General features: G+C 70.8%; 17 protein-coding genes and 1 pseudogene (1 of these 18 cut by a window edge). 3 read left to right on the forward strand and 15 right to left on the reverse strand.

Annotated features, from left to right (window positions below):
- Positions 1-31: 31 nt before the first annotated feature.
- From MUY14_RS01940 to MUY14_RS01975, 8 genes are all read right to left on the reverse strand, one after another.
- Positions 32-901 carry a carbohydrate ABC transporter permease gene (locus tag MUY14_RS01940; protein WP_247020169.1) on the reverse strand — a complete coding sequence of 290 codons (870 nt, stop codon included), beginning with the start codon at positions 899-901 and terminating at the stop codon, positions 32-34.
- Positions 898-1872 (reverse strand): carbohydrate ABC transporter permease, encoded by a 975-nt coding sequence (locus MUY14_RS01945; RefSeq protein WP_247020171.1) that lies wholly within the window; start codon positions 1870-1872, stop codon positions 898-900. The genes MUY14_RS01940 and MUY14_RS01945 overlap by 4 nt, the downstream gene beginning before the upstream one ends.
- A complete protein-coding gene (locus tag MUY14_RS01950; RefSeq protein WP_247020173.1) occupies positions 1850-3226 on the reverse strand; it encodes an ABC transporter substrate-binding protein in 1377 nt (458 codons plus the stop codon). The genes MUY14_RS01945 and MUY14_RS01950 overlap by 23 nt, the downstream gene beginning before the upstream one ends.
- A gap of 217 nt (positions 3227-3443) precedes the next feature.
- Positions 3444-4451, reverse strand: coding sequence for a LacI family DNA-binding transcriptional regulator (locus MUY14_RS01955; RefSeq protein WP_247020175.1), 1008 nt, complete (start codon positions 4449-4451; stop codon positions 3444-3446).
- A gap of 1115 nt (positions 4452-5566) precedes the next feature.
- Entirely contained in the window at positions 5567-6961 is a 1395-nt protein-coding gene (locus tag MUY14_RS01960; protein ID WP_247020177.1) for a cell wall metabolism sensor histidine kinase WalK, read from the reverse strand.
- The gene (locus MUY14_RS01965; RefSeq protein ID WP_247020179.1) at positions 6958-7632 is read right to left on the reverse strand and encodes a response regulator transcription factor; all 675 of its coding nucleotides are present in this window, start codon (positions 7630-7632) and stop codon (positions 6958-6960) included. Before MUY14_RS01965 ends, MUY14_RS01960 begins: the two co-directional genes overlap by 4 nt.
- A 102-nt stretch (positions 7633-7734) precedes the next feature.
- The gene (locus MUY14_RS01970; protein WP_247020181.1) at positions 7735-9909 is read right to left on the reverse strand and encodes a discoidin domain-containing protein; all 2175 of its coding nucleotides are present in this window, start codon (positions 9907-9909) and stop codon (positions 7735-7737) included.
- 12 nt (positions 9910-9921) lie between these two features.
- Positions 9922-12204, reverse strand: a complete 2283-nt coding sequence (locus MUY14_RS01975; RefSeq protein ID WP_247020183.1) for a discoidin domain-containing protein — start codon at positions 12202-12204, stop codon at positions 9922-9924.
- Positions 12205-12402: 198 nt separating this feature from the next.
- Between MUY14_RS01975 and MUY14_RS01980 the strand changes: the two genes are divergently transcribed.
- A complete protein-coding gene (locus MUY14_RS01980) occupies positions 12403-13185 on the forward strand; it encodes a class I SAM-dependent methyltransferase (protein ID WP_247020185.1) in 783 nt (260 codons plus the stop codon).
- Positions 13182-14105, forward strand: coding sequence for an alpha/beta hydrolase (locus tag MUY14_RS01985; RefSeq protein WP_247020187.1), 924 nt, complete (start codon positions 13182-13184; stop codon positions 14103-14105). The genes MUY14_RS01980 and MUY14_RS01985 overlap by 4 nt, the downstream gene beginning before the upstream one ends.
- On the opposite strand, the gene MUY14_RS01990 is transcribed toward MUY14_RS01985, so the two are convergent.
- The 5 genes from MUY14_RS01990 to MUY14_RS02010 form a co-directional block, all read right to left on the reverse strand.
- Positions 14091-15854, reverse strand: a complete 1764-nt coding sequence (locus tag MUY14_RS01990; protein WP_247020189.1) for a choline/carnitine O-acyltransferase — start codon at positions 15852-15854, stop codon at positions 14091-14093. The two genes, MUY14_RS01985 and MUY14_RS01990, sit on opposite strands and share 15 nt — an antisense overlap.
- Positions 15851-16672: a class I SAM-dependent methyltransferase gene (locus MUY14_RS01995; protein WP_247020191.1), complete on the reverse strand. Its 822-nt coding sequence runs from the start codon at positions 16670-16672 to the stop codon at positions 15851-15853. Before MUY14_RS01995 ends, MUY14_RS01990 begins: the two co-directional genes overlap by 4 nt.
- Before the next feature lie 16 nt (positions 16673-16688).
- On the reverse strand, positions 16689-17543 hold the full coding sequence (locus MUY14_RS02000) for an arpA protein (RefSeq protein WP_247020193.1): 855 nt from the start codon (positions 17541-17543) through the stop codon (positions 16689-16691).
- A 111-nt stretch (positions 17544-17654) separates the two neighbouring features.
- Positions 17655-18188 (reverse strand): DUF4232 domain-containing protein, encoded by a 534-nt coding sequence (locus tag MUY14_RS02005; protein ID WP_247020195.1) that lies wholly within the window; start codon positions 18186-18188, stop codon positions 17655-17657.
- Positions 18189-18285: 97 nt separating this feature from the next.
- Positions 18286-20883 carry a bifunctional FO biosynthesis protein CofGH gene (locus tag MUY14_RS02010; protein ID WP_281506241.1) on the reverse strand — a complete coding sequence of 866 codons (2598 nt, stop codon included), beginning with the start codon at positions 20881-20883 and terminating at the stop codon, positions 18286-18288.
- Between the two features lie 153 nt (positions 20884-21036).
- Here MUY14_RS02010 and MUY14_RS02015 point away from each other — a divergent pair, with 153 nt between their 5' ends.
- Positions 21037-22572 (forward strand): transposase, encoded by a 1536-nt coding sequence (locus MUY14_RS02015; protein ID WP_247025031.1) that lies wholly within the window; start codon positions 21037-21039, stop codon positions 22570-22572.
- Here the strand turns inward: MUY14_RS02015 and MUY14_RS02020 are convergent.
- Entirely contained in the window at positions 22557-23315 is a 759-nt protein-coding gene (locus tag MUY14_RS02020; protein WP_247020197.1) for an SDR family oxidoreductase, read from the reverse strand. The two genes, MUY14_RS02015 and MUY14_RS02020, sit on opposite strands and share 16 nt — an antisense overlap.
- A pseudogene (locus tag MUY14_RS02025) lies at positions 23312-23969 on the reverse strand (alpha/beta fold hydrolase); it runs 141 nt beyond the window's last position. Before MUY14_RS02025 ends, MUY14_RS02020 begins: the two are co-directional and overlap by 4 nt.

The raw sequence follows: 23969 nt of genomic DNA on the forward strand, positions 1-23969 counted from the left end.
GTAAGTGCCCCTCCTTGTTGTTGGGAAGGCCTCAGCCCTTGATGCTGCCGGCGGTCAGCCCGGCGAGGATCTGCCGCTGGAACGCCAGGAACAGCGCCACCATCGGCAGACTGGCCAGCACCATCCCGGCGACGAGCACGTTGAGCGGCATGTCGATCGCCACCCGTTGCAGCATCACCGAGAGCGTCTGCTTTTCGGTGTCCGGGAACACCAGCAGCGGCCAGATGAAGTCCTTCCACGCGGTGACGACCGCGAGGATCGAAACCACGGCCAGGATCGGCCGCGAGATCGGCAGGATGATCCGCCAGAGCGTGCGCACCGGCCCGGCGCCGTCGATGCGCGCCGCTTCGATGAGCTCGTCGGGGATCTGGTCGAAGAACCGCTTCAGCAGGTAGATGTTGAACGCGTTCGCCGCCGCGGGCAGCCAGACCGCGGTCGGCGAGTTGATCAGGTTGAGGTGCAGCAGCGGCAGGTCCGTCACCGTCACGTACGTCGGGACGAGCAGCGCCGTCGCGGGGAGCATCAGCGTGGCCAGCATCAGCCCGAGCACGACGTTGCCGAACTTGGGCCGCAGCTTCGACAGCGCGAACGCGGCCGGGACGTCGATGGCCAGCTGCGCCAGCCACGCGCCGCCGGCGACGACGAGCGTGTTGAGGAAGTACTTGCCCAGGCTCAGCTGGCTCCACGCGTCGGCGAAGGTTTCCGGGTGCCACTCGTGCGGGACGAGCGTCGCCGGCGTCGCGGCCAGTTCCTGCGGTGACTTCAGCGCGCCCGTGATCGCCCAGTAGAGCGGGAACATGAAGGCCAGGATGAAGATCGCGAGCGTGCAAGCGAAAACGACGCCGTAGACGACCTTGCCGCGCGGGCTGCGCAGCGCGGACGGGGAGACGAGGGTCCTCATGACTGGTCCGCCTTCCGCGTCAGCCGGACGTACCACGCCGAGAACACGCCCAGCGCCACGAACAGCAGCAGGCTCATCGCGCTCGCCGCGCCGAAGTCGTTGTAGACGAAGGCGTAGCGGTAGAGCAGCAGGAGCACGGTGACCGTCGAGTCGTCCGGCCCGCCGCCGGTCATCACGTACGGCTCGGTGAACACCTGCATGGTCGCGACGATCTGCAGCAGCAGGAGCACCAGCAGGACGAACCGCGTCTGCGGGAAAGTCACGTGCCGCAGGCGTTTCCACAGCCCGGCGCCGTCCAGTTCGGCGGCTTCGTAGAGCTCGCCGGGGATCGTGCCGAGCGCGGCGAGGTAGATCAGCGTGGTGCTGCCCATGTTGGCCCACGTCGAGACGAAGACCAGGGACAGCATCGCCGTGCCGGACGAGTCGAGCCACTGGCCGCCGGGCAGGCCGACCGCGCCGAGTGCGGAGTTGAACAGGCCGGGACCCGGGTCGTAGAACCACTTCCACATCAGCGCCGTGACGACCGGCGGCAGCATCACCGGGAGGTAGACGGCGAGCCGGAAGAACGCCTTCGCGTGCCGGATTTCGTTGAGCAGCACGGCCGTGAGGAACGGGACGGCGAACCCGAAGACCAGCGCGAGCCCGGTGAACAGCAGCGTGTTGCGCCAGGCGACGCCGAACAGCGGGTCTTCGAACAGCTTCGCGAAGTTGTCGAACCCGACCCACGTCGGCGCGTTGACGAAGTCGACCTGCTGGAAGCTCAGCAGCACGCCGCGCACGATGGGGTACCAGGAGAACAGCGCGAACACCACGAGCGCGGCGCACAGCAGGCCGTACGCGGTGAGGTTTTCCTTGATCTTGCGCTTGAGCCTGGTGCGGCGGCGGTCTTCCTGCGAGACGGCCGGGCGCCCGGCCCGCGACGAGGACGTCGCGGGCCAGGCGAGGAGGCTACTTGACCTGGGCGAGGACACTGTTGACCTTCGACGCGGCGGACGAGAGCTGCTGGTCGATGTTGGCGTTCTGGTCGGTCAGCACCGCCTGCATCACGCTGTCGAGGGCGGCGTAGATCTGCTGCGCGTTCGGCGGCTCGATGCTGCCCTTGATCTTGCTCGTGGTGTCCACGTAGGACTGGAAGTTCTGCGCGGGAACGTTGGCGTACTTGGCTTTCAGCGCCAGCTGCTGCTCGCGGACCGCGCCGGTCCAGACGTCGGGGGTCGGCTCGGCGGGCAGGCCGACCGGCTGCTTGCCGTCGACGTACTGCTGGATGTGCTTCTCGAAGCGGTCCGGGTTGAGGTACTTCCACTGGATCCACTCGAGGCCGGCCTTGATCTTCTCCGGCGAGGCCTTCGGGTTGACCATGTAGCCCTCGCCGCCGAGGAGGGTGCCCTCGCCGCCGGGCATGCCCGCGATGCCGTAGTCCTCGTACTTGCCGTTGAACTGCTTGACCAGCACCGGCACGTTGTCCGGGGCGGCCATGTACATGCCGAGCTGGCCGGAGCCCATCATCCGCTGCACGTCGGTGGCTTCGAGGAGCTGCTTGGCGCCCATGGAGTTGTCGGTCCAGCGCATGTCGTGCAGGTACTGGAGGGCCTTCTTGCCCTTGTCGTTGTCGAAGTCGGCGACCCACTTGTCGCCGTCCTTGCGGGCGATGTCGCCGCCCATCGAGTACAGCCAGCCGGTCAGGTGCCAGCCGCCCTGGTTGTTCTTGCTGTAGTCGGCGTACCCGACGACCCCGTTGCCCAGCGCGGAGATCTTCTTCGCGGCGTCACGGACCTCGTCCCAGGTCTGCGGCGGCTTGTTCGGGTCGAGCCCGGCCTTCTGGAACAGCGGCTTGCTGTAGAGCAGGCCCATCGTGTAGTTCATCGTCGGCAGGCCGTAGAGCTTGCCGCTCGCGTCCCGGAAGTTGTCGAGCAGTTCCGGCTTGATGTCGTTGATGTGCGGGACGCTCTTCGCGGCTTCGGTGATGTCGGCTGCTTGGTGGCGCGCGATGATCTGCGCGGGGTCGGTGAAGTAGACGTAGTAGACGTCTTCCAGCTGGCCGCCGGCGAGCTTCGCCGAGAAGGTCTTCGGGTCCATGAAGCCTTCGTGCGGATCGATGTCGATGTTCGGGTGGGAAGCCTCGAACTCCTTGACGTCCGCGTCGAAGACGCCGCGCTCGAACGGCTGGCTGGTCGGCGGCTGCCCGGTGACCGTGATCTTCACCTTGCCGCCGGTCTGCGCGGCGTTGTCGCCGTCACCGCAGGCGGCCAGGGTCAGCGCCAGGCCGCCCGCGGTGAGCAGGCACAACATCCGGCGGGAGACGGTTCGGGACCAGGGACTGCTCATCTCAAGCCTCTTCTCGGGGTCGCGACGGCTGTCACGTGATTGCGGTCACCATAAAGGGATGGACCAGATCGACGCAATAAGACGACGAGAAGTTGCAAGTTACGAACAGGCTGCGGATGGCTGGTGCCCGACAGGGCGCCGGGCCGTGCCGCGGGCACGAAAAAGTGAGCGACGGGTGCGAAACCCGCCGCTCGGCCGAGTGAGGCTTCGGGTGGGGTCAGGTGGTGCGGCGGGCTGTCGACCCGCGGACCACCAGTTCCGGCGCGAACAGCAGTTCCTCCGCCGCCACCTCGCCGCCGTTGATGCGCTTGACCAGCAGCTCCACCACCGCGCGGCCCATCGCCTCGATCGGCTGGCGGGTGGTCGTCAGTGGCGGGTCGGTGCAGTTCATCAACGCCGAGTCGTCGTAGCCCACCACCGAAATGTCGTCCGGCACCGACAGTCCCTGCCGTCGGGCCGCGCGGACCGCGCCCAGTGCGAGCAGGTCGCTCGCGCACAGCACCGCCGTGGCGCCGCGCGGGTACAGGCGGGCCGCCGCCGCGTGTCCGCCCTCGATGGAAAACATCCCGTGCTCGACCAGCTCGTCCAGCACCGGCAAGCCCAGCTTCGCCGCGTACGACTGGAACGCCGCGAGCTTGCGCTGCGACGGCACGTGGTCCGACGGGCCCAAGACCAGGCCGATCTTCTCGTGTCCCAGCGAACTCAGGTGCCCGACGACCTGCTCCACGGCCACGGCGTCGTCGCACGAAACCTGCGGCAGGCCGAGGTGCTCGACCGCCGCGTTGATCAGGACCGTCGGGAGGCGGCGCTCGACCAGGTGGTGGTAGTGCGAGTGGACCGCGTCCGCCTGCGCGTACAGGCCGCCGGCGAACACCACGCCCGACACCTGCTGCTGCAGGAGCAGCTCGACGTACTCCGCCTCGGACACCCCGCCGGCGGTGCGCGTGCAGAGGACCGGCGTGAAGCCCTGCTGGGCGAGGGCGTTGCCCATGATCTCGGCCAGCGCCGGGAAGATCGGGTTCTGCAGCTCCGGCAACACCAGCCCGACCAGCCGGGCGCGCTCGCCGCGCAGCTGGGTGGGCCGTTCGTACCCCATCACGTCCAGCGCGGTGAGCACGGCGGCGCGGGTGCTGGCGGACACCCCGGAGCGGCCGTTGAGCACCCGGCTGACCGTGGCTTCGCTGACCCCGACCTGGCGGGCGACTTCGGCAAGACGACGCGTCATGGGTGAAACTTTACAGCAACCGAGTGCAAAAGTACGACGTGCGGAACCGTGCCGAGCCGGTGATCGACAGTGGCGAAGCGCGCACATCCCGTTCCTAGCTTGGCGATCGTGACCAGCACCCTCGACCGCGGCACCACGACAAGCGGGCTCACCGCCCTCTTCGCGCTCGCCCTGGCCCTGGCGGCTTACCGCGGCTTCCGGCTGCCGGGCGACTGGGCCGTGACGCTCGAAGCCGTCTCCCTGACCGACGGCTTCCACCGCCGGTTCCTCGTCGGCACCCTGCTCCACCCGCTCGCCCTCGCGACCGGGTATGCGTACTGGGTCTTCGCGGCCGCGGCGTTCGCCGTTCTCGCCGCGGTGCTCGGAGTCCTCACCGTCGCGTTCGCCCGCGCCCGGCAGCCCGGCCACCGGCTCCTCGTGATCGGCTGGCTGCTCCTGCCGTCCGGCGGCTTCCTCTTCCACGAGGCCGGCTACTTCGACCAGGCCCTCTACCTGCTGCTCTTCGCCGCGCTGGGGCAGCTGCCGCGCCGGCCCGCGGTGGCGTCCGGGCTGCTCACGGCCGCGGTGTTCACCCACGAGATCGCGGCGCTCACCGTGCTCCCCGTGTTCGCGCTCGTCCTGCTGCGGCAGTCCTCGGTGCGGATCACGGCGAAGCTGCTCGCGACGCCGGTGGCGGCCGAACTCGCCGTGCTCCTGCTCCCCGCGTCGAGCCCCGGCGCCGTCGGCCGGCTCGAAACGGCGCTCGCCGCCGCGGACTTCACCCCGAGAGCCGACGCGCTCGCCCTGTTCGAACGCACCCAGAGCCAGAGCTGGCAGCTGTATTCGGTCACCGAGGTCCTGCTGCACCTGGCCCCGATCCTCGCCGTCGTCGTGGCCGGCGCCCTGCTGCAACGCCTCGACGCGCTCGCCGTCGCGGCCGTGGCGGCACCGGCGTTGCTGGCCTTCGCCGGCTGGGACTGGGCGCGCTGGGGGTTCCTGCTGGTCACCAACCTCGCCGTGGTGCTGTGGCTGAGCCCGGCCCTCCGCCCGCTGCCGTTGCTCGTGACCGCGGTGCTGCTCGCACACCTGCCGCTGCCGTACTTCGACGCCCGGCACCCGCGCGAGCTGACCGTGAGTCAGCTGCCCCTGGGCAGCCGCACGGTGAACACGGCGCCGCCGTCGTTGTGCGCCGTGAGCGAGCCGCCGTGCGCCAGCACGTTCTCCCGCGCGATCGCCAGCCCGAGCCCACTGCCGTCGCTCGCCTGACGCGCGTGGTCGCCGCGGGTGAACCGGTCGAACAACACCGGCAGCAGGTCCGCCGGCACCCCCGGGCCGGCGTCGGCGACGCGCACGCCGACGTCGTCGCCGGTGCCGTCGAGGGTGACCGTGACCGGCGCGGTCCCGTGCCGGAGGGCGTTGCTCAGCAGGTTCGCCACCACGGTGTGCACCCGCCGCGGATCGGCGACGACGGTGACGTCACCGGCGGCCGTCACGGCGGCTTCGACCCCGGTGACCCCGGCGGCGTCGGCGACCAGATCGGCCAGGTCGACCGGCGCGACCCGCAGGTCGGCCTTCCCGGCGTCGAAACGCGCGATCTCGAGGAGGTCTTCGACGAGCTTCGCGAGCCGCCGGGCCTGCGTGCCGAGGATTTCGGCGGCGCGGGTGCGGGTGGCAGGCTCGGCGTGGTCGAGGGTGTCCACCGTGGCGATCATCGAAGCGAGCGGCGTGCGCAGGTCGTGGGCGACGTCGGCGACGAACCGCCGCTGCTGGCGGTCCTTCGCGTGCAGCTCGTCGATCGACGCGCCGAGCCGCGCGGCCATCGCGTTGAAAGACTCGGCGAGCGCGGCGACTTCGTCCCGGCCCGCGACCGGCACCCGCGTCCCCAGCGCGCCCGCGCCGAGCTCGTCGGCCGCCGCGGACAACGCCTTGATCGGACGCCGGATGCGCCGCCCGATCAGCAACGCGGCACCGGCCCCGAGCACGCTCACGACGAGCGCGGTGCGGACGAGCTGCCAGCGCAGCTCGGTCAGGTCGTCGTCGAACCGGCTGAAGTCGAAGAACTGGACGAGGTGGTAGCCGGGGATCGGCAGGTTCGCGTTGACCACGAACACCTTCCGGCCGGTGCCCGGCACCCGCGCGTAGGCGCTGCCGAACTGCTCGGGCCGCCGCTGTTCGAACAGGCCCGCCCGCACGCTCCCCAGCATCGCGAGCTTGTCCGGCACCGGGATGGGCCCGTTCGCGGTCCGCACGACTTCGAGCGGGCCGCCGGGCCGCTCGGTCACCACCGCCCAGTCCGGGTCGACGCCGATCCGGATGCGGTCGAGCCACCCCTCGGTGCCGACCTTCGAGAACTCCTGGAGGAGCTGCCGGTCGGCGCCCGAACTGGCCACGGCCGAGACGGCGAACCGGCCCAGTGCCTCGTCCGCCTGCACCTGGTACGCCGAGTACGCCATGACCGCCGTCGCCGTGGTGGTCACCCCGACGATCGCGGCGACGATCCGGGTCCGGAGGCTGACGGCCGGGAGCTTCACTTGGTCACCAGCCGGTAGCCGAGGCCGCGGACCGTGCGCAGCAGCACCGGGTTCGCGGGGTCGTCCTCGACCTTGGCCCGCAGCCGCGCGACGGCCGCGTCGACGATCCGCGAGTCGCCGACGTAGCCGTAGTCCCAGACGCGCTTGAGCAGCACCTGCCGGCTCAGGACCTGGTCGGGGTGCTCGCCGAACTCGACGAGCAGCCGGATTTCGGTGGCGGTGAGCGCCAGTTCCTCGCCGTCGCGGCTGACGCTCATCGCGGCGGGGTCGATCTCCAGCCCGCCGACGCGCAGCACGCCGTTCCCCGGGGCGGTGGCGCGCGCCCGGCGGCCGATCGCCTTGATCCGCGCGTCCAGCACGCGGGGTTCCGCCGGTTTCACCACGTAGTCGTCGGCGCCGCATTCGAGCCCGGCGACGACGTCGATCGGGTCGCCGCGCGCGGTCAGCAGCACGATCGGCAGCCGGCTGCGGGCCCGGATCCGGCGGCAGACCTCGAACCCGTCCATGCCCGGCAGCATGACGTCGAGGAGGACGAACTCGGCGTCGGCCAGCGCGGTGAGCGCGTGTTCGCCGGTGGGGGCGTGGACGACGTCGTGGCCCAGCGCGCGCAAGGCCAGCGAAAGCGCTTCGGCCAGGGCTCGGTCGTCTTCGACGAGCAGCAAACGCGGCACCGGTCCTCCCCTGGACGATCTCCCGGGCGAGGTTAATGCAGACCGGCCGGCGGCCCGGCGGTTCCGTGCGGAACCGTCGAGCCGCCGTGCCGTTTCGTCACACTAGGCGGCGGCCACCTCGAATTCGGCCACCTGACCCGCGGGCCAGCCGGTGTTGCCGGTGAACGTCAGCCGCACGAACCGCTGCGACGTCGCCGTGAAGGAGGCCGACGCCGTGTTGCCGGAAGCCGGGTCGAACGCGTAGCCGCGCGAACCCACCAGCGTTGTGTACGAGCCGCCGTCGGTGCTGCCGGAGATCGTCACCGTCTCCGTCCGCGCGCCCCACGCCGACGACGGCGGCAGGCGAAGCGTCACTTTGTCGATCGACGCCGCGGCGCCCAGGTCCACCGTCAGCGTCTGCGGGAACGCGTTGTTCGCGCTCTCCCAGTAGCTGCCGGTGATGCCGTCGTTGGCGTTCGACGGCGGGAACCCGCCCTGCGACGCCGACGCGCTGATCGCCTTGCCCTTCGCGATGTTCGTACCGGACTGCGGCGGCTGCGGCGGGCCCGAGTTCGGCGCGGGCCAGGTCGAGCAGTCGCTCCAGGTGCCGGTCCAGCCGCTGTTGCCGGACCCGCCGAAGGTCATCTTCGGGATCGACGCCGGGTAGGGGCAGTTGTACGTCCCGGTCACGCCGACGCCGGACGCGCTGAGGTTGCTGATCGACACCGACCCCTGCGTCTGCGACTGCGCCACGAACGTGCCGGCGCCCTGCACCGAGACGCCGTCGATCGTGATGCCCTGGATCTGCTTGCCCTGCCCGTTGCCGTCGATGAACTGGATCGCCTCGTACGGGCTCTGGATCGCGGTGAACCCGGTGACCCGGATCGTCACGCCGGTGATCGCCTGGTCCCGCGCGTCGAACCACAGCGCGCCGACGCCGAACTGCCAGTTCGGGTCGAGCGCCCCGGCCCGCAGCGCGGTGTTTGCCGACAGCGTCACCGTGCCGCCGAGCGGCACCGAGTTGAACCGGTTCGCGACCAGGTAGCCGCCGCCGAGCGCGTTGGTGTCCTGGACGAGGTTGCCGCTCACCGTGTTGTTCGAGCCGCCGTACAACGCGATGCCGTTGGCCAGGTTCGGCTGCACGACGGTGTTGTTCAGCAGCGAGTTGCCCGAGTCGGCCTGGCCGTTGGACCACAGCGCGAGGCCGTCGTCACCGTTGTTGCGCAGGTAGTTGTTGCGCAACGTCGAGTTCGTGACGGCGCCGTCGAAGTTCACGCCGTCGGCCTGGGTGTCGAGGATGCGGTTGTTCTCGATGGTGAGGTTCGAGGACGCGCCGTTCATCAGCCACAGCCCGCACTTGGTGTCCTGGATCCACAGCCCGCTGACGACCGAGCCGTTCCCGAGGACGCCGTGGAACGCGTTGTCCGGGCTGCCGTCGTTGCGCTCGGTCACGTCACCGAAGACCGCGAAGTCGTACAGCTTGATGTTGCCGGACGCGCTGCCGTTGTTGAAGATGTTGTTGCCGTGCAACACCGTGTACCACGGGCCCGCGCCGCGGACGGTGGTCTGGTCGATCTGCAGCGCCGAGCCGATCTCGAACCGGCCCTGCGGAATCCACAGCTCCTTACTCTGCGAGCGCGCCGCGGCCAAACCGTTGCGGAACGCCTGTGAGTCGTCCGACGAGTCGTTCGCCGTGGCGCCGTAGTCGATCACCGACAGCGCGGCGGACGGCTTCGTGCCCGCGCCGCCGACCTGCTCGAAGTCGGCGAGGTCGATGGTGGCCTGCCCGACGTCACCGGAGTCGGCCTGCACCCGGACCTTCGCGCCCGCCGCCAGGTTCTGCCCGAGCAGCACGCGGGCGTCGTCGAAGAAGTGGTGCGTCTTCGAGCCCGTGATGAAGCCGGTGTCCACATAGGTGTAGCGCGAAGTCACCGGCAGCGCGAGCTTGGACCCGTTGACCGACACGGAAAGCCGGCCGGACGAACCGTCGGGCAGGTTGTAGTGGACGTTGATCGCGTTGGCCGCCGCGGGCAGCGTGAATTCGACGTACTGGCCGGTCGTGATGCGCACGGCCTGCCGCCCGGAGGCTTCCGAGGCGATGCTGCCTTGGGTGTAGTCGGGGCCGACCGCCGAGCCGTTCGTCGCCGAACACTCGGCTTCGACGGTCCGGAACGGCACGCTCGCGCCGCCGGAAGCGGTCGTCGGGCAGGTGGCCGCGGCGGCGGGGGTGGCGCCGGAAAGCACGGTCAGGCCGGACGCGGCGAGCGCCACGGCGAGGAGAGCCGGAATGCGGGACATCGTCAGCACCTCTCAGGACGAATAGGCTTCGAGTTCGGACAGCTGCCCGGCGGGCCAGCCGGTGTTGCCGGTGAAGGTCAGGCGCAGGGTGCGCGCCGACGTCGCCGGGAAGGTGATGGTCGCGGTGTTGCCCGAGGCGGGGTTGAACGTGTAGCCCGCGGCGGCCTTGACGCCGTCGACCGAGATCGTCTGCGTGCGCGTGCCCCACGCCGAGGACGGCGGCAGCTTCAGCACCAGCCGCGAAACGCCGACGGTGGCACCGAAGTCGACGGTCAGCGTCTGCGGGAACGCGTTGTTCGCGCTCTCCCAGTAGGAGTTCGCGTCGCCGTCGACGGCGTTGGCCGGCGGGAAGCCGCCCTGCGAGCCGGAAGCGGTGACGCTCTTGTGCAGTGCCAGGTTCCCGCCCGGCTGGGTCGGCGTCGTGGTGGTGGTCGGCGGGGTCGTGGTCGGCGGCGGGGTGGTCGTCGTGCCGCCGTTGTCCGAGCCGTACACCGGCGTCGGCCACGAGCCGCAGAACGTCGTCGCCCAGCCGGAGTTCCCGCCCTGGTCGGCCAGGCCCGCCATCGCGTCCGGGCCCATGCAGTTGTAGACGCCGGCCCGGCCGACCCCGGTCGCGACGACGTTCTTCACCGACCCGGCCGGCTTGGCCTGGATCTGCCAGGCGAACGTGCCGGCCCCGGTGATCCGGACGTTCGTGAAGTGCACGTCGGTGGTGGCGCTGTCGATGAACTGGATGGCCTCGTAGTTGTTGTCCTGCAGGTCGAGGTCGGTGACGTCGACGCGGCCGGTGATGGCCGAGTCGCGGCCGTCGAACCACAGCGCGCCCACGCCGAACTGCCAGTTCGAGTCGAGCACGCCGGTGCGGATCGCGGTGTTGCGCGCGACCGTCGTCGTCCCCGAGAGCGGCATCGCGCTGAACCGGTTGGCGATGTGGAGGCCGCCGCCCTGGTCCTGGTTGTCCGCCACCACGTTGTCGGACACGGTGTTGTCGTGCCCGCCGTAGATCGCGATGTTGTTGGCGAGGATCGGCAGCAGCACGGTGTTGAAGGAGAACGTGTTGTGGTGGTCGGCGTCGTGCTCGGACCACATCGCGAGGCCGTCGTCGCCGGTGTTGCGCAGGAAGTTGTTCGTCACGGTCACGTTGCTGATGCCCTGGTGCAGGTTCAGCCCGTCGGCGGTCTGGTCGAGGATCCGGTTGCCGGACACGGTGAGCCCGTCGAACGGGCCGTCCAGCCACAGCCCGACCTTCGTGTGCTGCAGCCACAGGTTCTGCACGACCGAGCCGCCGCCCAGCGCGCCGCCGACGGCGTTGGACTGGTCGCAGTCGACGCGGGCGTCGACCTGGCCGATGATCGCGAAGTCGGACAGCTTCACGGCGCTGCTCGTACCGGGCACGGCCGCGTTGCCGGGGTAGGTCGACGTCCCGCAGCTCGCCGGTTCGCCCTTGCCGAAGATGCCGGCGCGCGGGCCGGTGAGCACCGAGTACCACGGCCCGGCGCCGCGGATCGTCACCTGGTCGACGGTGATGTGGTGGCCGAGGGTGAAGGTGCCGGCCGGGATCCAGACCTCCTTGCCCTGGCCCTTCGCCGCGGCCACGGCGGAGTCGAACGCGCCGGCGTCGTCGCTCGTGTCGCCCGCGGTGGCGCCGTAATCGGTGACGGACACCGAGTTCGCCGGCCGCGCCGCCGCGGCGCCGACTTGTTCGAAGTCCGCGAGGTCGATCGTCGCCGGGGTGACGTCGCCCGCGTCGACCTGCAGCTTGATCTTGGTGCCGGCCGGGTACGACGTGCCGAGCAGCGCGCGGGTTTCGTCGTAGAAGTGGTGCGCGTGCCCGTCACCCGGGTTGTTGGTGAACGGGTAGGAGCCGTAGTACCAGGCCCACTTCGACGTCAGCGCGATGTCCCGGTTGTGGGTGCCGCCGACGTAGAGCGAGATCGTCCCGTTCGCGGCATCCGGGATGCTGTAGCGGAAATCGATCGAATTGGCCGGCGCGGTGAGCGTGAACTCGACGTACTGGCCCTGGCCGGAGAGCGTGACCGCCTTCCGGCCGGACGCTTCGCCGGCGAGCGTGCCGGCGGCGCGGCTCGGGCCGATGACCGACCCGTTCGTCGCGGCGGTTTCGGCTTCCTGTTCGAGGAAGGGAACGGTGGCACCGCGGCCGGCGGCGAGCGCCGTGCTTTCCGCGGGTGCGGCGGCGATGGTAAGCCCGGCGGCGGCGATCACGGCGGCGGCTAGCGCGCCGTACCGCGCTGTGAAAGCACTTTTGGGCGCGCTGAAGACAGAGCTGAGGGACATGGGCGGCACTGGCCTTTCCGCAGCAGGTGGGGACCCCTGTGACCGGGATCATACGAATCCTGGACAAGAAATCGCAATAGTTGAACGAACTTACGCAAGTTTGCGACAGGAACTGACGACTGCGCCGGATGCCCGACGTTCGGTTGCACCCCGCGGAGCAACGCCCCCGACGTCGGGCCGCGCTGATAGTTTCTGGGCATGAGCCAGCGACGTGCCGACGGCAGCGCAGGGGACGCGGATTACGGCGCGATCGGTGGCGTGTACACCGATTACCGCAAGCCGGACCCCCGGATCGGCCAGTACCTCCTCGACGCGCTGGGCGACGCGCGGACCGTGCTCAACGTCGGTGCGGGCGCCGGGGCGTACGAGCCGGAAGACCGGGAAGTGACCGCGGTCGAGCCGTCGGCGTCGATGCGCGCGCAGCGGCCGCCGGGCCTGCCGCCCGCGGTGGACGCCGTCGCCGAAAAGCTGCCGTTCCCGGACCGCGCGTTCGAAGGCGCGATGAGCACGTTCAGCGTGCACCAGTGGAACGACCTCTGGGCCGGGCTGAAGGAGGTGCGCCGCGTGACCCGCGGCCCGGTCGCCGTCCTGACGTGCGACCCGGCCCTGCTGCGGCGGTTCTGGCTGCTCGACTACGCGCCCGAGGTGATCGAAACCGAGGCCCGGCGCTACCCGTCGGTCGACGACATCGCCGACGGGCTGGGCGGGCACACGTCGATCATCGGCGTGCCCATCCCGGGCGACTGCACCGACGGCTTCAACGAGGCCTACTACGCGCGGCCCGAACGGCTGCTGGACCCGGGCGCGCGGCTGTCGTGCTCGGCGTGGAGCTTCGTCGACGACCGCGTGCACCACCGCTTCGCCGCGGAACTGCAGCACGACCTCGACGACGGCACCTGGGACCGCCGCTACGGCAAGCTTCGCGAACAGCCGACGTTCGACGGTTCGCTGGTGCTCGTCGTCTCGGACCCGACGGCATGACGCCGCCGCCGTTCGACCCGGAGCTCGCGCCGATCGTCGAAGCGCTCCGGGCCCTGCGCCCGCCGCCGGCTTCGCCGGCCGACATCCCGGGCCGCCGCGAGCTGAACGCCGTGGAGCACAAGACCGTGGCGGAGCTGGCGGCCGCGTACCCGGCATGCCGGGTCTCGGAGGAGCACGCGGGCGACGTCCCGCTGCTGGTGCTGGCGCCGGCTGCGAGCGTGGGAGTCCTGTACTACGTCCACGGCGGCGGCACGATCGTGGGCAGCCACCTCGGCTCGGACGTGCCGAACCTGCTGGACTGGGCGGGCGAAGCGAACCTGACCGTCGTGTCGCCGGGGTACCGGCTGGCGCCGGAGCACCCGTACCCGGCGCCGGTCGAGGACTGCTACGCCGGACTCCGCTGGACCGCCGAGAACGTCCCGGGCCGGTTGGTCGTCGGCGGCATCAGCGCGGGCGGCGGCCTCGCGGCGGCGACGGCGCTGCTGGCCCGCGACCGCGGCGGCCCGCCGCTGGCCGGCCAGCTGCTGCTCTGCCCGATGCTGGACGACCGCAACGACACGCCGTCGGCGATCGACCTCGACGGCCGCGGTCTGTGGGACCGCACGGCGAACAACGTCGGCTGGACGGCCTACCTCGGCGACCGCCGCGGCACCGCCGACGTCCCGCCGTACGCGGCCGCGGCCCGCGCCGAGGACCTGTCCGGCCTGCCCCCGGCGTTCCTGGACGTCGGCACGGCGGAGACGTTCCGCGACGAGGTGGTGGCGTACGCGTCCCGCCTCTGGCAGGCGGGCGGCGAGGCCGAGCTCCACGTGTCGCCGGGCGGCTTCCACGGCTTCGACTCGTTGGCCCCGAAGGCGGCGATCAGCCGGGCGGCCCGAGCCGCCCGGCTGACCTGGCTGCACCGCCTACTCGGCCAGTAGCTCCTGCAGCTCCCGGACCGCGACCGCCAGTTCGTCGGCGAAGCGGTGCATCTCCGCCGACACGTGCTTCGGCGTGCTCAGGTAGATGTTCCAGCGGTCGGGCAGCAGCACGTACGCGATGCCGATGCACTGCGGGCTCGTCGAGCCGAACCCGAAGTACTGGATGTTGACCGACGGCGCCGAGCTCGTGCTCAGGTAGTCGTCGCGGGTCTTCAGCCAGCCCGGTGAGGAGTACAGCGCCGGCTCCGAGGTGTCCCCGCGCCGTTTCCCGATCAGCTGCAGCTCCCACAGGTGCTGCTCGGGCGCGTCCCCGGCCTGGCACTCCTTCGCACGCGCGACGTGCTTGGCCGCCGCCGCGCGGAACGCCGCACGCTTCTCCTCGGCGGACGCGGCCGGGTCGGTCAAAACGTCGGCGAAGCGCACCACCTCCGGCGTGACGACCCGCATCGCCTCGGTGCGGCCGTTGCGGAACTGCCGGGTGGCGATCGACTCGTACGTCGCCCCCGTCAGGCCCTTCGCGCGGCGGTGCGCCAGCTGGTACGCCATCTGCGCGAACGCGTCCGGCGACATCCCGAGCTCCTTGGCCCGGTTGGCCCCGAAGCCGAACGACACCGTCTGCGTCGCCGTGGCGTCCGCGTAGGCGCGGAAGGCGATTCCGGCCGCCAGCGCGTCTTCGCGGAGGGAGTCGGTCAGCGTGAAGTCGACCGGCTCGTAACCGGGGACGCCCGAAGCCGGCTCCCGCTCCGCCCGCGAACCGCTCAGCAGCGCGTCGGTGAAGCCGAGGATCGTGGTGCCGTCGAGTTCGCAGTGCTCGACGTTGATCCCCGCGGTGCCGTCCTCGAAGACGATCAGCGACACGGCCTTGTCGTACCAGCGGTTGTCGCCGTACAGCAGCCGGTCACTCGCCTCCAGTGTGTCCGACGGCGCGAAATCGTCCAGGCACAGGCAGAACAACGCGGTCTCGATCGTCTCCAGCGCGGCCGCGTTGCCCGCGTCGAGCAACGCGGTCCGCGAATCCGCCCAGTCCGCACGCGCTTTCGTCGTGAAGTGCCCGGGAGGAACTTCGGCCACGTGGTCGTCCTTGAGGATCGCCCGCAGCGTTTCCGCCAGCTGCGCCGGCGAGTACGGACGGCCGTCCCCGCCGATGACCTCCATCCGGAACGGCGTGTCGTGGTGGAACACGACGATGTGCCGCTCCCGCGAAGGCCCTTCCCAGCCTTCGCGGTACGGCGTGCGCGCGGTGTCCAGCACCTGGCCCGGGATGCGCGTCGCCGAGAACAGGTACTTGTGCTGCACCATCGACTGCGGTGTGTCGCGCAGCAGCACCGGCGGCACCTGCTCCTCGTCGAGCTTCAGCTTGTAGTCCACGGCGGACGCGGTCAGCTCGGCCGCGCGCTCCACCTGGCCCAGCGGGGAGTCCTGGAACAGGAAGAAGAAGTTGGCGTTGAGCGCGATCCGGTCGCGACGGCCGAGGTAGCGGTACGGCCAGAACGTGTCGAGCCAGCTGTGCACGCCGGGGGACCGGTCGTACTCCTCGAGCGCGGCCTGCAGCTCGTGCGCCGGGCTGCCCGGCGCCAGGAACTCCGCGACGGCCGCTTCGGTCTCCGCGAGTTCGTCCGGGGTCAGCAGCGGGGCGCACCACTCGAGGAAGCGGCGGCCGCTGTCCTCCAGCGTGGGCACGGGGACGCGGGGGAGCCGCTCCTCGTTGCCGAAGGTGCGGGTGGACCAGTCCGGACTGCTCACGATCATCCTTCTTCGCGGGGTTCGAGCGCGGCGGCCAGTGCGGCCGCGCCTTCGGGACGGGAAACGAACAACCGGGCGTAGAGCCACCCTTCGGACTCGAGCCCGGCGGGGTCGACGCCGGCGGCGTCGAGGGTGTCGAGGATCTGCGTCTGTTCCTCGGCGGAGGCGAACCGCCGCTGCCGGAACACCCCGCCGACCTCGGCGGTCTCGTAGCCCAGCTCGGCCAGGCTCTCGGCGACCGGGTCGTAGGAGAACATCCGCAGCACGAAGTGCGCCATCCACGGCCGCGCGCCGTGCGCGATCCGCGAGATCGTCTTCTCGGTGACGTAGCCGACGCAGCCGGTCGAGATCACGAGGTCGACGTCGTCGAGGAGCTTCCGCTGCGTGCTGTCCGGGTCTTCGCGCTCGAGGTCGGCGTGGATCGCCTCGTCGAGGAACCCGGTGGAAAGCGCGTACTCGAGCGCGGGCGCCGACGCGTCGAGACCGTAGAACCGCGCGCCGCCGTCGCCGGCGATCCGGGCCCGGTCCGCCTCGATCAGCGACGCGTGGTCCAGCGCGGTCACGGCCGGGTCGGTGTAGTGGGCGAAGAGGTCGTCCATCGTGGCGTCACACCGCCGGAGCGCCGCGCTGACGCCGTAGGAGCAGCCGACGTCGAGCACGGTCGGGCGCTCCGCGGGGTGTTCGGCGATCAGCTTCGCGAAGTACGGCTTCGCGAGCTGGGGGATGCGGTAATCGACGCGCCGCAGCGTACCGAAGAACGGGCGCGGGTCGGGCGCGGTGTAGATGTGGTCGAACGAGATCTTGCCGGTCGAGTCGAAAGGCACGGGCCAGGCTCCTGATCTAGTCGAGCAGTTCGTCGCCGCGAACGGTGCTCCCGGTGACGTGCGCGGGCAGGATCCGGCCGAACAGCTGCCTGGTCCGCTCCGCGCTGCCGATCACCCCCGGTCGCTCGCTGTAGGCGAAGATCGCGGAATGCCGCGCGATCGCGCCCTCCACCGTACTGACCCGGTGCAAGGCGAAGCGCCCTTTGAACAATTGGAGGTCGCCCGGGCGGAGCTCCAGCCGCCGCACCAGGCGGGTGTCACCGGCCAGGACCGCCCGCACCGCGGGGAAGTTTTCGTCGACGGTGGACCGGATGTCCGGGCAGAACTCGAAGGTGCCGCCCGCGTCCGGAACCTGCGTCAGCATGCTGACGGTGTAGGCGTTCGTGTCGAAGTGCCACGGGTGCGCGCGGCCGGGCGCGATCACGTTGAGCGTCAGCCCGGCCAGCGGGTCGGCCAGCTCGTGCAGTTCCGGCAGGCCGAAGCAGTCGGCGACGAACCGCTGGAACAGCGGGCTGGTGTAGAGCCGGTCGATGATCGACGACGCGGGGATCCGGTCACGGGCGACGAAGGCGTTGCCGCGTTCCATGATCGTCCGGCCGGGGTGGTCCGCCGGCAGCGGTTCGCCGATCGCGGTGTTGTAGGCGTTGACCTTTTCGATCTTCGTGTACGCGTGCGGTTCGAGTTCGGCGCACTCGGTGCGCAGGACTTCCCGCAGTTCCGGCCGGACGAAGTCGGCCAGCACGCTGCAGCCGGCCTCGGCCAGGTCCGCGCGCGTGCGCTCGACGATTTCCCGCCAGGCGGCGCTTCCCGGCTCGGTGAGGGGGTAGCGCTCGGTGTCGACCATGCCCAGTGTGTCCACGGAGGTGCTCATCGAAGTCCTTCCGGCAGGTGAAGCTTCGGTGCTTGCCCTGGTCGTGAAGGAAAGAGTTAGCACAGATCCCAGGCGGTCACCCGGGGGTTTGTGAGCGGTGACACAAGGTCATCAGCCGCCGATTTCGGTGGCCCACGAACTGAGCGTGACGGTGTCCGTGGTGCCCAGATCGGTGTCGAGGGGCTGCTTTTGCTCAGGTTCGCCAGGGACCGGGACCACCGAGATCGCCGCGCCCGTGCGCGTGTCGCCGGAAGTGACGGTGGCCGACCAGGCGAGCACGGCCACCACCTTCGCGCCCGGTTGGACGGTCAGGTCCTGCGGCCCGAGGTCGCGCGCGAAGTACGAAGTGCCGTGCTCGACCTTGACGTCCAGGGCCGTTCCGTCACCCGCCAGCACCTGCAGGTCCGGGTAGCCGGTGACCTTCCGCGGCGCGGTGTCCCGGTTGGTCAGCGTCAGCACGCTCGCGCGGTGCCCCAGCCCGGCTTCGACCGGTCCGACCGAAAGGGACAGCCCGCTCGACGGCGGCGGCGCGTACGTCGGGCTCGGGCTCGGCGTCACTGTGGGCACCGGAGCGGGCGGCGGCGGACTGGCGCAGCCGGCCAGGAGCGCGAGGACGAAAAGCGGCACGATGCGAGAAACCCCCATGCGCCGAAAGACTAGCGGGTGGCGCGGGACGTCATGAACGACCCTTTCACCGCGTCCGGCGACGTGAAAGGGTCGTTCATGACGTCCGGGGGCTACCTCACGGGGTCAGCAGCGGCAGCAGCGGCTTGCGCACCGCCGTCGCCACCCCGTCCGAAGCCTCCGCCGCGGCGAGCCGCTCGGCCGAGGGGCGGCCGTAGCCCGTGGTGCGCTGCACCAGCGGGCGGCCCAGTGGTTCGACCAGCTCGCGCATGTCGCTGATCGTCTTGTACGAACCGTTCGACGCGCCGGCCATCCGGCTGATCGTCTCCTCCATCAGCGTGCCGCCGATGTCGTTGACGCCGCCCTGCAGCACCGCGCGGCTGCCCTCGGTGCCGAGCTTCACCCAGGAGCTCTGGATGTTGTCGATCATGCCGTGCAGCAGCAGCCGGGACAGTGCGTGCACCGCCCGGTTCTCGTTCTGCGTCGCGCCCGGGCGGGCCAGCCCGGCGAGGTAGATCGGCGAGCTCTGGTGGATGAACGGCAGCAGCACGAACTCGCTGAACCCGCGCTTGCCGTGCTTCTCCAGGCCTTCGCGCTGCAGCCGCGCGAGGAGCTTGAGGTGCGCGACCCAGTGCGCCGGCGTGTCGACGTGGCCGTACATCATCGTCGACGTCGTCGGCAGCCCGACTTCGTGCGCGGTCGTGACGACCTTGATCCACTCCGACGTCGGCAGCTTGCCCTTGGTGAGCACCCAGCGGACGTCGTCGTCGAGGATCTCCGCCGCCGTGCCCGGCAGCGAGTCCACGCCGGACTCCTTCGCCGCGATCAGCCAGTCGCGAAGGGACAGGTTGGTCCGCGAAGCGCCGTTCACGACCTCCATCGGGCTGTAGGAGTGCAGGTGGATGTCCGGCTGACGGCGCTTGACCTCGGCCGCGAGGTCGAAGTACGCGGTGCCGGGCAGGTCCGGGTGGATGCCGCCCTGCATGCAGATCTCGGTCGCGCCCGCGGCCCACGCCTCGTCGACGCGGTCGCCGACCTGCTCCAGCGAGAGCGTGTACGCGTCGGCGTCGGTGCGACGCTGGGCGAAGGCGCAGAAGCGGCAGCCCGTGTAGCAGACGTTCGTGAAGTTGATGTTCCGCGTGACGACGAAGGTGACGTCGTCACCGACCGTCTCCCGCCGCAGGTCGTCGGCGAGCTTCGTGAACGCGTCCAGTTCCTTGCCTTCGGCCGACAGCAGCGCGAGCGCGGCGTCGTCGGAGAGCCCGGCCGGGTCCTTTTCCGCGCTGCGCAAGGCTTCCAGGACGGTGGAGTCGAACTTCTGCGGCCCGGTCTTGATCCGGTCGCCGATCTCCTTCCAGTCCCCGTAGACGGAGTCGAAGTCGCTGCGGCGGTCTTCGGTGCGGCCGGTGGTGTCGATCTCGGTGTGCAGGTCGGTGCGCCCGGACTCCTGCCAGCCGCCGTCCGGCTCCTGCCACGGGATGCCGACCGGCATGGCGCCTTCGCGGGCCATCCCGGTCTCGTAGTCGACGAGCGCGGCGACGTGCCGCGTGATCCGCGGGTCCAGCCACGGCTCGCCGGCCTTGACGTACTCCGGGTAGATGGTGAGCCGTTCCTTGAGCTCGAAGCCGGCCTTCTCGGTGCGCCGGGCGAGCTCGTCGATCTGCGGCCACGCGCGTTCCGGGTTGACGTGGTCCGGGGTCAGCGGCGAGACGCCGCCCCAGTCGTCGATGCCGGCGCGGATCATCAGGTCGTACTGGCTGCCGATCAGGTTCGGCGGCGCCTGGATGCGCATCTTCGGGCCGAGCACCAGCCGCGCGACCGCGATGTTCGCGGCCAGCTCTTCGAGGTCGGCGTCCGGGGTCGCACGCATCTTCGTGTCCGGTTTGGCCCGGAAGTTCTGCACGATGACTTCCTGGATGCCGCCGTAGGTCTTGGCGACCTTGCGGATCTCGAACAGCGCGTCCGCGCGCTCCTCGAACGTCTCTCCGATGCCGATGAGGACACCGGTGGTGAACGGGACGCTGCTGCGCCCGGCGTCTTCGAGCACCCGCAGCCGGACGGCCGGATCCTTGTCCGGGGAGCCGTAGTGCGGGCCGCCCTTCTCGCTCCACAGCCGGGTCGCGGTCGTCTCGAGCATCATGCCCATCGACGGCGCGACCGGCTTGAGCCGCTGGAAGTCCTGCCAGGTCAGCACACCCGGGTTGAGGTGCGGCAGCAGGCCGGTCTCTTCGAGGACGCGGATGGCCATCGCGCGGACGTAGCTGAGCGTGTCGTCGTAGCCGTGCGCGTCCAGCCAGTCGCGGGCGGCCTTCCAGCGGTCCTCGGGGCGGTCGCCGAGGGTGAAGAGGGCCTCCTTGCAGCCCATCTCCGCGCCCTTGCGGGCGATGTCGAGAACCTCGTCGGGCGAGAGGAACGGCGATTCGAGCCGGCCCGGCACCGTGACGAACGTGCAGTAGCCGCAGCGGTCGCGGCACAGCCGGGTCAGCGGGATGAACACCTTGCGGCTGTAGGTGATGATGCCGGCGCGCCCGGCTTCGGCCAGGCCGGCGTCACGGATGCGCGACGCGTACTCGGAAAGCTTCCCCAGGTCTTCGCCGCGGGCGTGCAGCAGGACGGCCGCCTCGGCTACGTCGAGTGTCTTCCCGTCACGCGCCCGGGCGAGCGCGCGGCGCATCGCGGAGGCGGTCGGGGTGGTGGCGTCGGGTTCGGGTCCCATTCCACTTACGCTAGGACCGTCCTCGCGCGACCAGCCAGTGTGCGTTCCGCACCTGGCTGGGGTGGGAGACGGACGTGATCGTCGTCGCAGGTCAGCGCGCCGGGCGGGTTGTCGATCACCGGCCGGAGGTGTATTACCTAAAGGGTGGCATCTGTGGTCGGCAAGAAGATCGGCGGCCGGACGTACTACTACCTGGCGGAGTCCGCCCGCGTCGACGGCAAGCCCCGGGTGGTCACCCAGCGCTACCTCGGCACGGCCGACGAGATCGCCCGGGCCGTCCCGGGCGGTGAACCGGCCGCGGCTTCCCACCGGACGTACGGCGACGTCGCGGCGGTGTGGGCGACGCTGTCCCGGCTGGACTTCGTCCGCCGCGTCGACGACGTCGTGCGGTCGAAACCCTCGCTGGGGCTGAGCCTCGCGGTCGCGGTGCTGCACCGCGCGACCGCGCCCGCGACGCCGATCGGGCAGTGGTGGGCGGCGAGCCCGGCCGCGGACCTGGTTCGGCTGTCCACAGTGGATGGTCTGTGGCGGGCGCTGGAACGCCTGACCCCGGAGCGGATCGCGGGCATCGAGGAGACCGTTTCCACCGCCGTCCTCGAGACGCTCGACGACCACGAGGCCCTCGCCGTCGACGTCCCGCGGTTCGCCGTGTTCGCCCCCGCGGACTGCACGCTGCCCTCGGCCTGCCGGGAGGTGCTCGCCGGCGTCGGGCTGCGCGTCACCCGCGACGGCGCCATCCCGCTGGCCTCGCGGCTGTACCGCCGCGACAACGCCCCGACGTTCGCCGCGCTGACCGCCGAGCTGGGCCCGGCGACGCTGGTCTTCCACGCCGGGCAGGCCGCGCAGCTCGACCTCGGTTCCCGCAGCGGGTTCGTCGGCTCGCTGCCGCTGACCGACCACCCGGAGCTGCTGACGCAGCCCGCGTCCGCCCGCAAGCGCGTCGACCCCGAGCGGTTCGCCGGGCTCACCGCGCTGGACACGCACGCGGTGGTCGACGGTGTCCGCCGCCGGGTGATCCTGACCCACTCGGCGACCCTGCACGCGGCCCAGTCCCGGGCGTTCGCCGACGAGCTGGCCACCACCACCCGCGAGCTGGACGGCCTGGCCGCGGCGCTGGCCGCCGGCACGCACCGCGGCGACCGCGCGCAGGTGCACGCGGAAATCGGCCGGGTCACGCGCGGCCGGCGCATCGAACGCGTCCTCACCGCCGTGCTCACCGGCACCCGGCCCGGCGAGATACGGGTCGAACGGCGGATCGATTCCGCCGCGGTGGCCCGGCTGGACGACGAGTTCTTCGGCAAGCAGGTACTGGTCACCGACCGGGACTGGCCGGTCGGCGACGTCGTCACGGCCTACCGCGCCCGCACCCACCTGGAGTCGACGTTCCGCTGGCTGACCGGGCCCGCGCTCACCGGCCCGACCCCGCGCTGGGAGTGGACGCGCGCGCGGATCGCGGCCCACGGCCTGGTGTCGGTGCTGGCGGCGACGGTGACCCACCTGATGCGCCGCGAGGCGGACCGGGCGGGCATGAACCTGTCGGTCCGGGAGCTGCTGGACCAGCTCGCGGGCATCGGCGAGCTGGTACTGACGTACCCGTCGACCGGCGGGCGGCCGCGGACCAAGCGCCTGCTGACCGGGTCGGACCCGGAGCAGCAGGCGCTCTTCGCCCTGTTTCAGGCGTCCCGGTAGATCTGCAGCGCGGAGAAGCTCTGCACCACCGGCATCAGCTCGATGACGTTGATGTTCACGTGCTCCGGCTGGGCGGCGGCCCAGTACACCGACTCGGCGACGTCCTCCGCGGTCAGCGGCGTGGTGCCCTCGTACACCTTGTCGGCCTTGGCCGCGTCGCCGTCGAAGCGAACCTTCGAGAAGTCCGTGCCGCCGACCATGCCGGGCTCGACGTTCGTCACGCGGACGCCGGTGCCGTGCAGGTCGCTGCGCAGGTTGAGGCTGAACTGGTGGACGAACGCCTTGGTCGCGCCGTAGACGTTGCCTCCGGGGTAGGGGTAGGTGCCGGCGATCGAGCCGATGTTGATCACGTGGCCGCGGCCGCGCTCGACCATCCCGGGCAGCACCGCGCGGGTGACGTGCGTGAGGCCGCGGACGTTGGTCGCGATCATCTGGTCCCAGTCCTCGAGGTGGGCCTGGTGGGCGGGCTCGAGGCCCTTCGCCAGGCCGGCGTTGTTGACCAGGACGTCGATCTCCCGCCAGTCCTCCGGGAGGTGCTCGACGACGGCCTTCACGGCCTCGGGGTCGCTCACGTCGAGGGTCACCGGCAGGACGGCGTCGCCGAGCTCGCCGGCGAGCTTCTCGAGCTTGTCCCCGCTGCGGGCGACGGCGATCACGCGGGCGCCCTCGGCGACGAACCGGCGCGCGATGGCGGCACCGAAGCCGGCGCTCGCGCCGGTCACGAACACGGTCTGCTGGGTCATGGGGTGAACCTTTTTCCGGTCAGGAACGCACTGAGGGCGTCGTCGAACTCGGTCTCGCGCTCCAGGTTAGGCAGGTGGCCCGCGCCTTCGATCACCACCAGGGTCGAACCCGCCACCTCCCGGTGGATGAGCTCGGCGTCGGCGACGGGGGTGAACTCGTCCTCGCTGCCGACGACGACCAGGGTGGGGACTCCTATATGGGTGAGCGTCGGCGTGTAGTCGGGGCGCTCGGCACGTCCGCGCAGCGCGGGCCGCGGCTCCTCCCGCGGGAGCGTCGCGCATCATCCGCCGGACGTGCGCTTCGACGTCCGGCCTGGTCGCGCGGGTCCGCTTCGAGATCATCTTGGGGAGGAGCTCGTCGGCGTAGCCGGCCATCCCCTCTTCGAGGATCCTCGCGGCGGTGTCGATGCGCGCCTGCTTGGCCTCGGGGGTGTCGAGGCCGGCGAAGGTGTCGGCCAAGAGGAGGGCCTCGACCCGGTCGGGGTGGTCCTCGACCAGCTGCATGACGATCTGCCCGCCCATGGAGAGGCCGCCGAGCACGAAGCGGTCCAGCCCGAGGTGGTCGGCCAGCTCGACGAGGTCGTTGGCGAAGACGTCGAGGCCGGTCTTGGTGGCGGTGGTCCCGCTGATCTTGCTGTCGCCGTAGCCGCGGAG

The organism is Amycolatopsis sp. FBCC-B4732 (assembly GCF_023008405.1).
GTDB lineage: Bacteria > Actinomycetota > Actinomycetes > Mycobacteriales > Pseudonocardiaceae > Amycolatopsis > Amycolatopsis pretoriensis_A.

Coding starts and splice junctions, on each gene's coding strand:
- MUY14_RS01940 (WP_247020169.1), bottom strand. CDS start 901: ATGAGGACCCTCGTCTCCCCGTCCGCGCTGCGCAGCCCGCGCGGCAAG.
- MUY14_RS02010 (WP_281506241.1), bottom strand. CDS start 20,883: ATGGGACCCGAACCCGACGCCACCACCCCGACCGCCTCCGCGATGCGC.
- MUY14_RS01950 (WP_247020173.1), bottom strand. CDS start 3,226: ATGAGCAGTCCCTGGTCCCGAACCGTCTCCCGCCGGATGTTGTGCCTG.
- MUY14_RS01985 (WP_247020187.1), top strand. CDS start 13,182: ATGACGCCGCCGCCGTTCGACCCGGAGCTCGCGCCGATCGTCGAAGCG.
- MUY14_RS01980 (WP_247020185.1), top strand. CDS start 12,403: ATGAGCCAGCGACGTGCCGACGGCAGCGCAGGGGACGCGGATTACGGC.
- MUY14_RS02000 (WP_247020193.1), bottom strand. CDS start 17,543: ATGAGCACCTCCGTGGACACACTGGGCATGGTCGACACCGAGCGCTAC.
- MUY14_RS01970 (WP_247020181.1), bottom strand. CDS start 9,909: ATGTCCCGCATTCCGGCTCTCCTCGCCGTGGCGCTCGCCGCGTCCGGC.
- MUY14_RS01975 (WP_247020183.1), bottom strand. CDS start 12,204: ATGTCCCTCAGCTCTGTCTTCAGCGCGCCCAAAAGTGCTTTCACAGCG.
- MUY14_RS01990 (WP_247020189.1), bottom strand. CDS start 15,854: ATGATCGTGAGCAGTCCGGACTGGTCCACCCGCACCTTCGGCAACGAG.
- MUY14_RS01955 (WP_247020175.1), bottom strand. CDS start 4,451: ATGACGCGTCGTCTTGCCGAAGTCGCCCGCCAGGTCGGGGTCAGCGAA.
- MUY14_RS02020 (WP_247020197.1), bottom strand. CDS start 23,315: ATGACCCAGCAGACCGTGTTCGTGACCGGCGCGAGCGCCGGCTTCGGT.
- MUY14_RS02005 (WP_247020195.1), bottom strand. CDS start 18,188: ATGGGGGTTTCTCGCATCGTGCCGCTTTTCGTCCTCGCGCTCCTGGCC.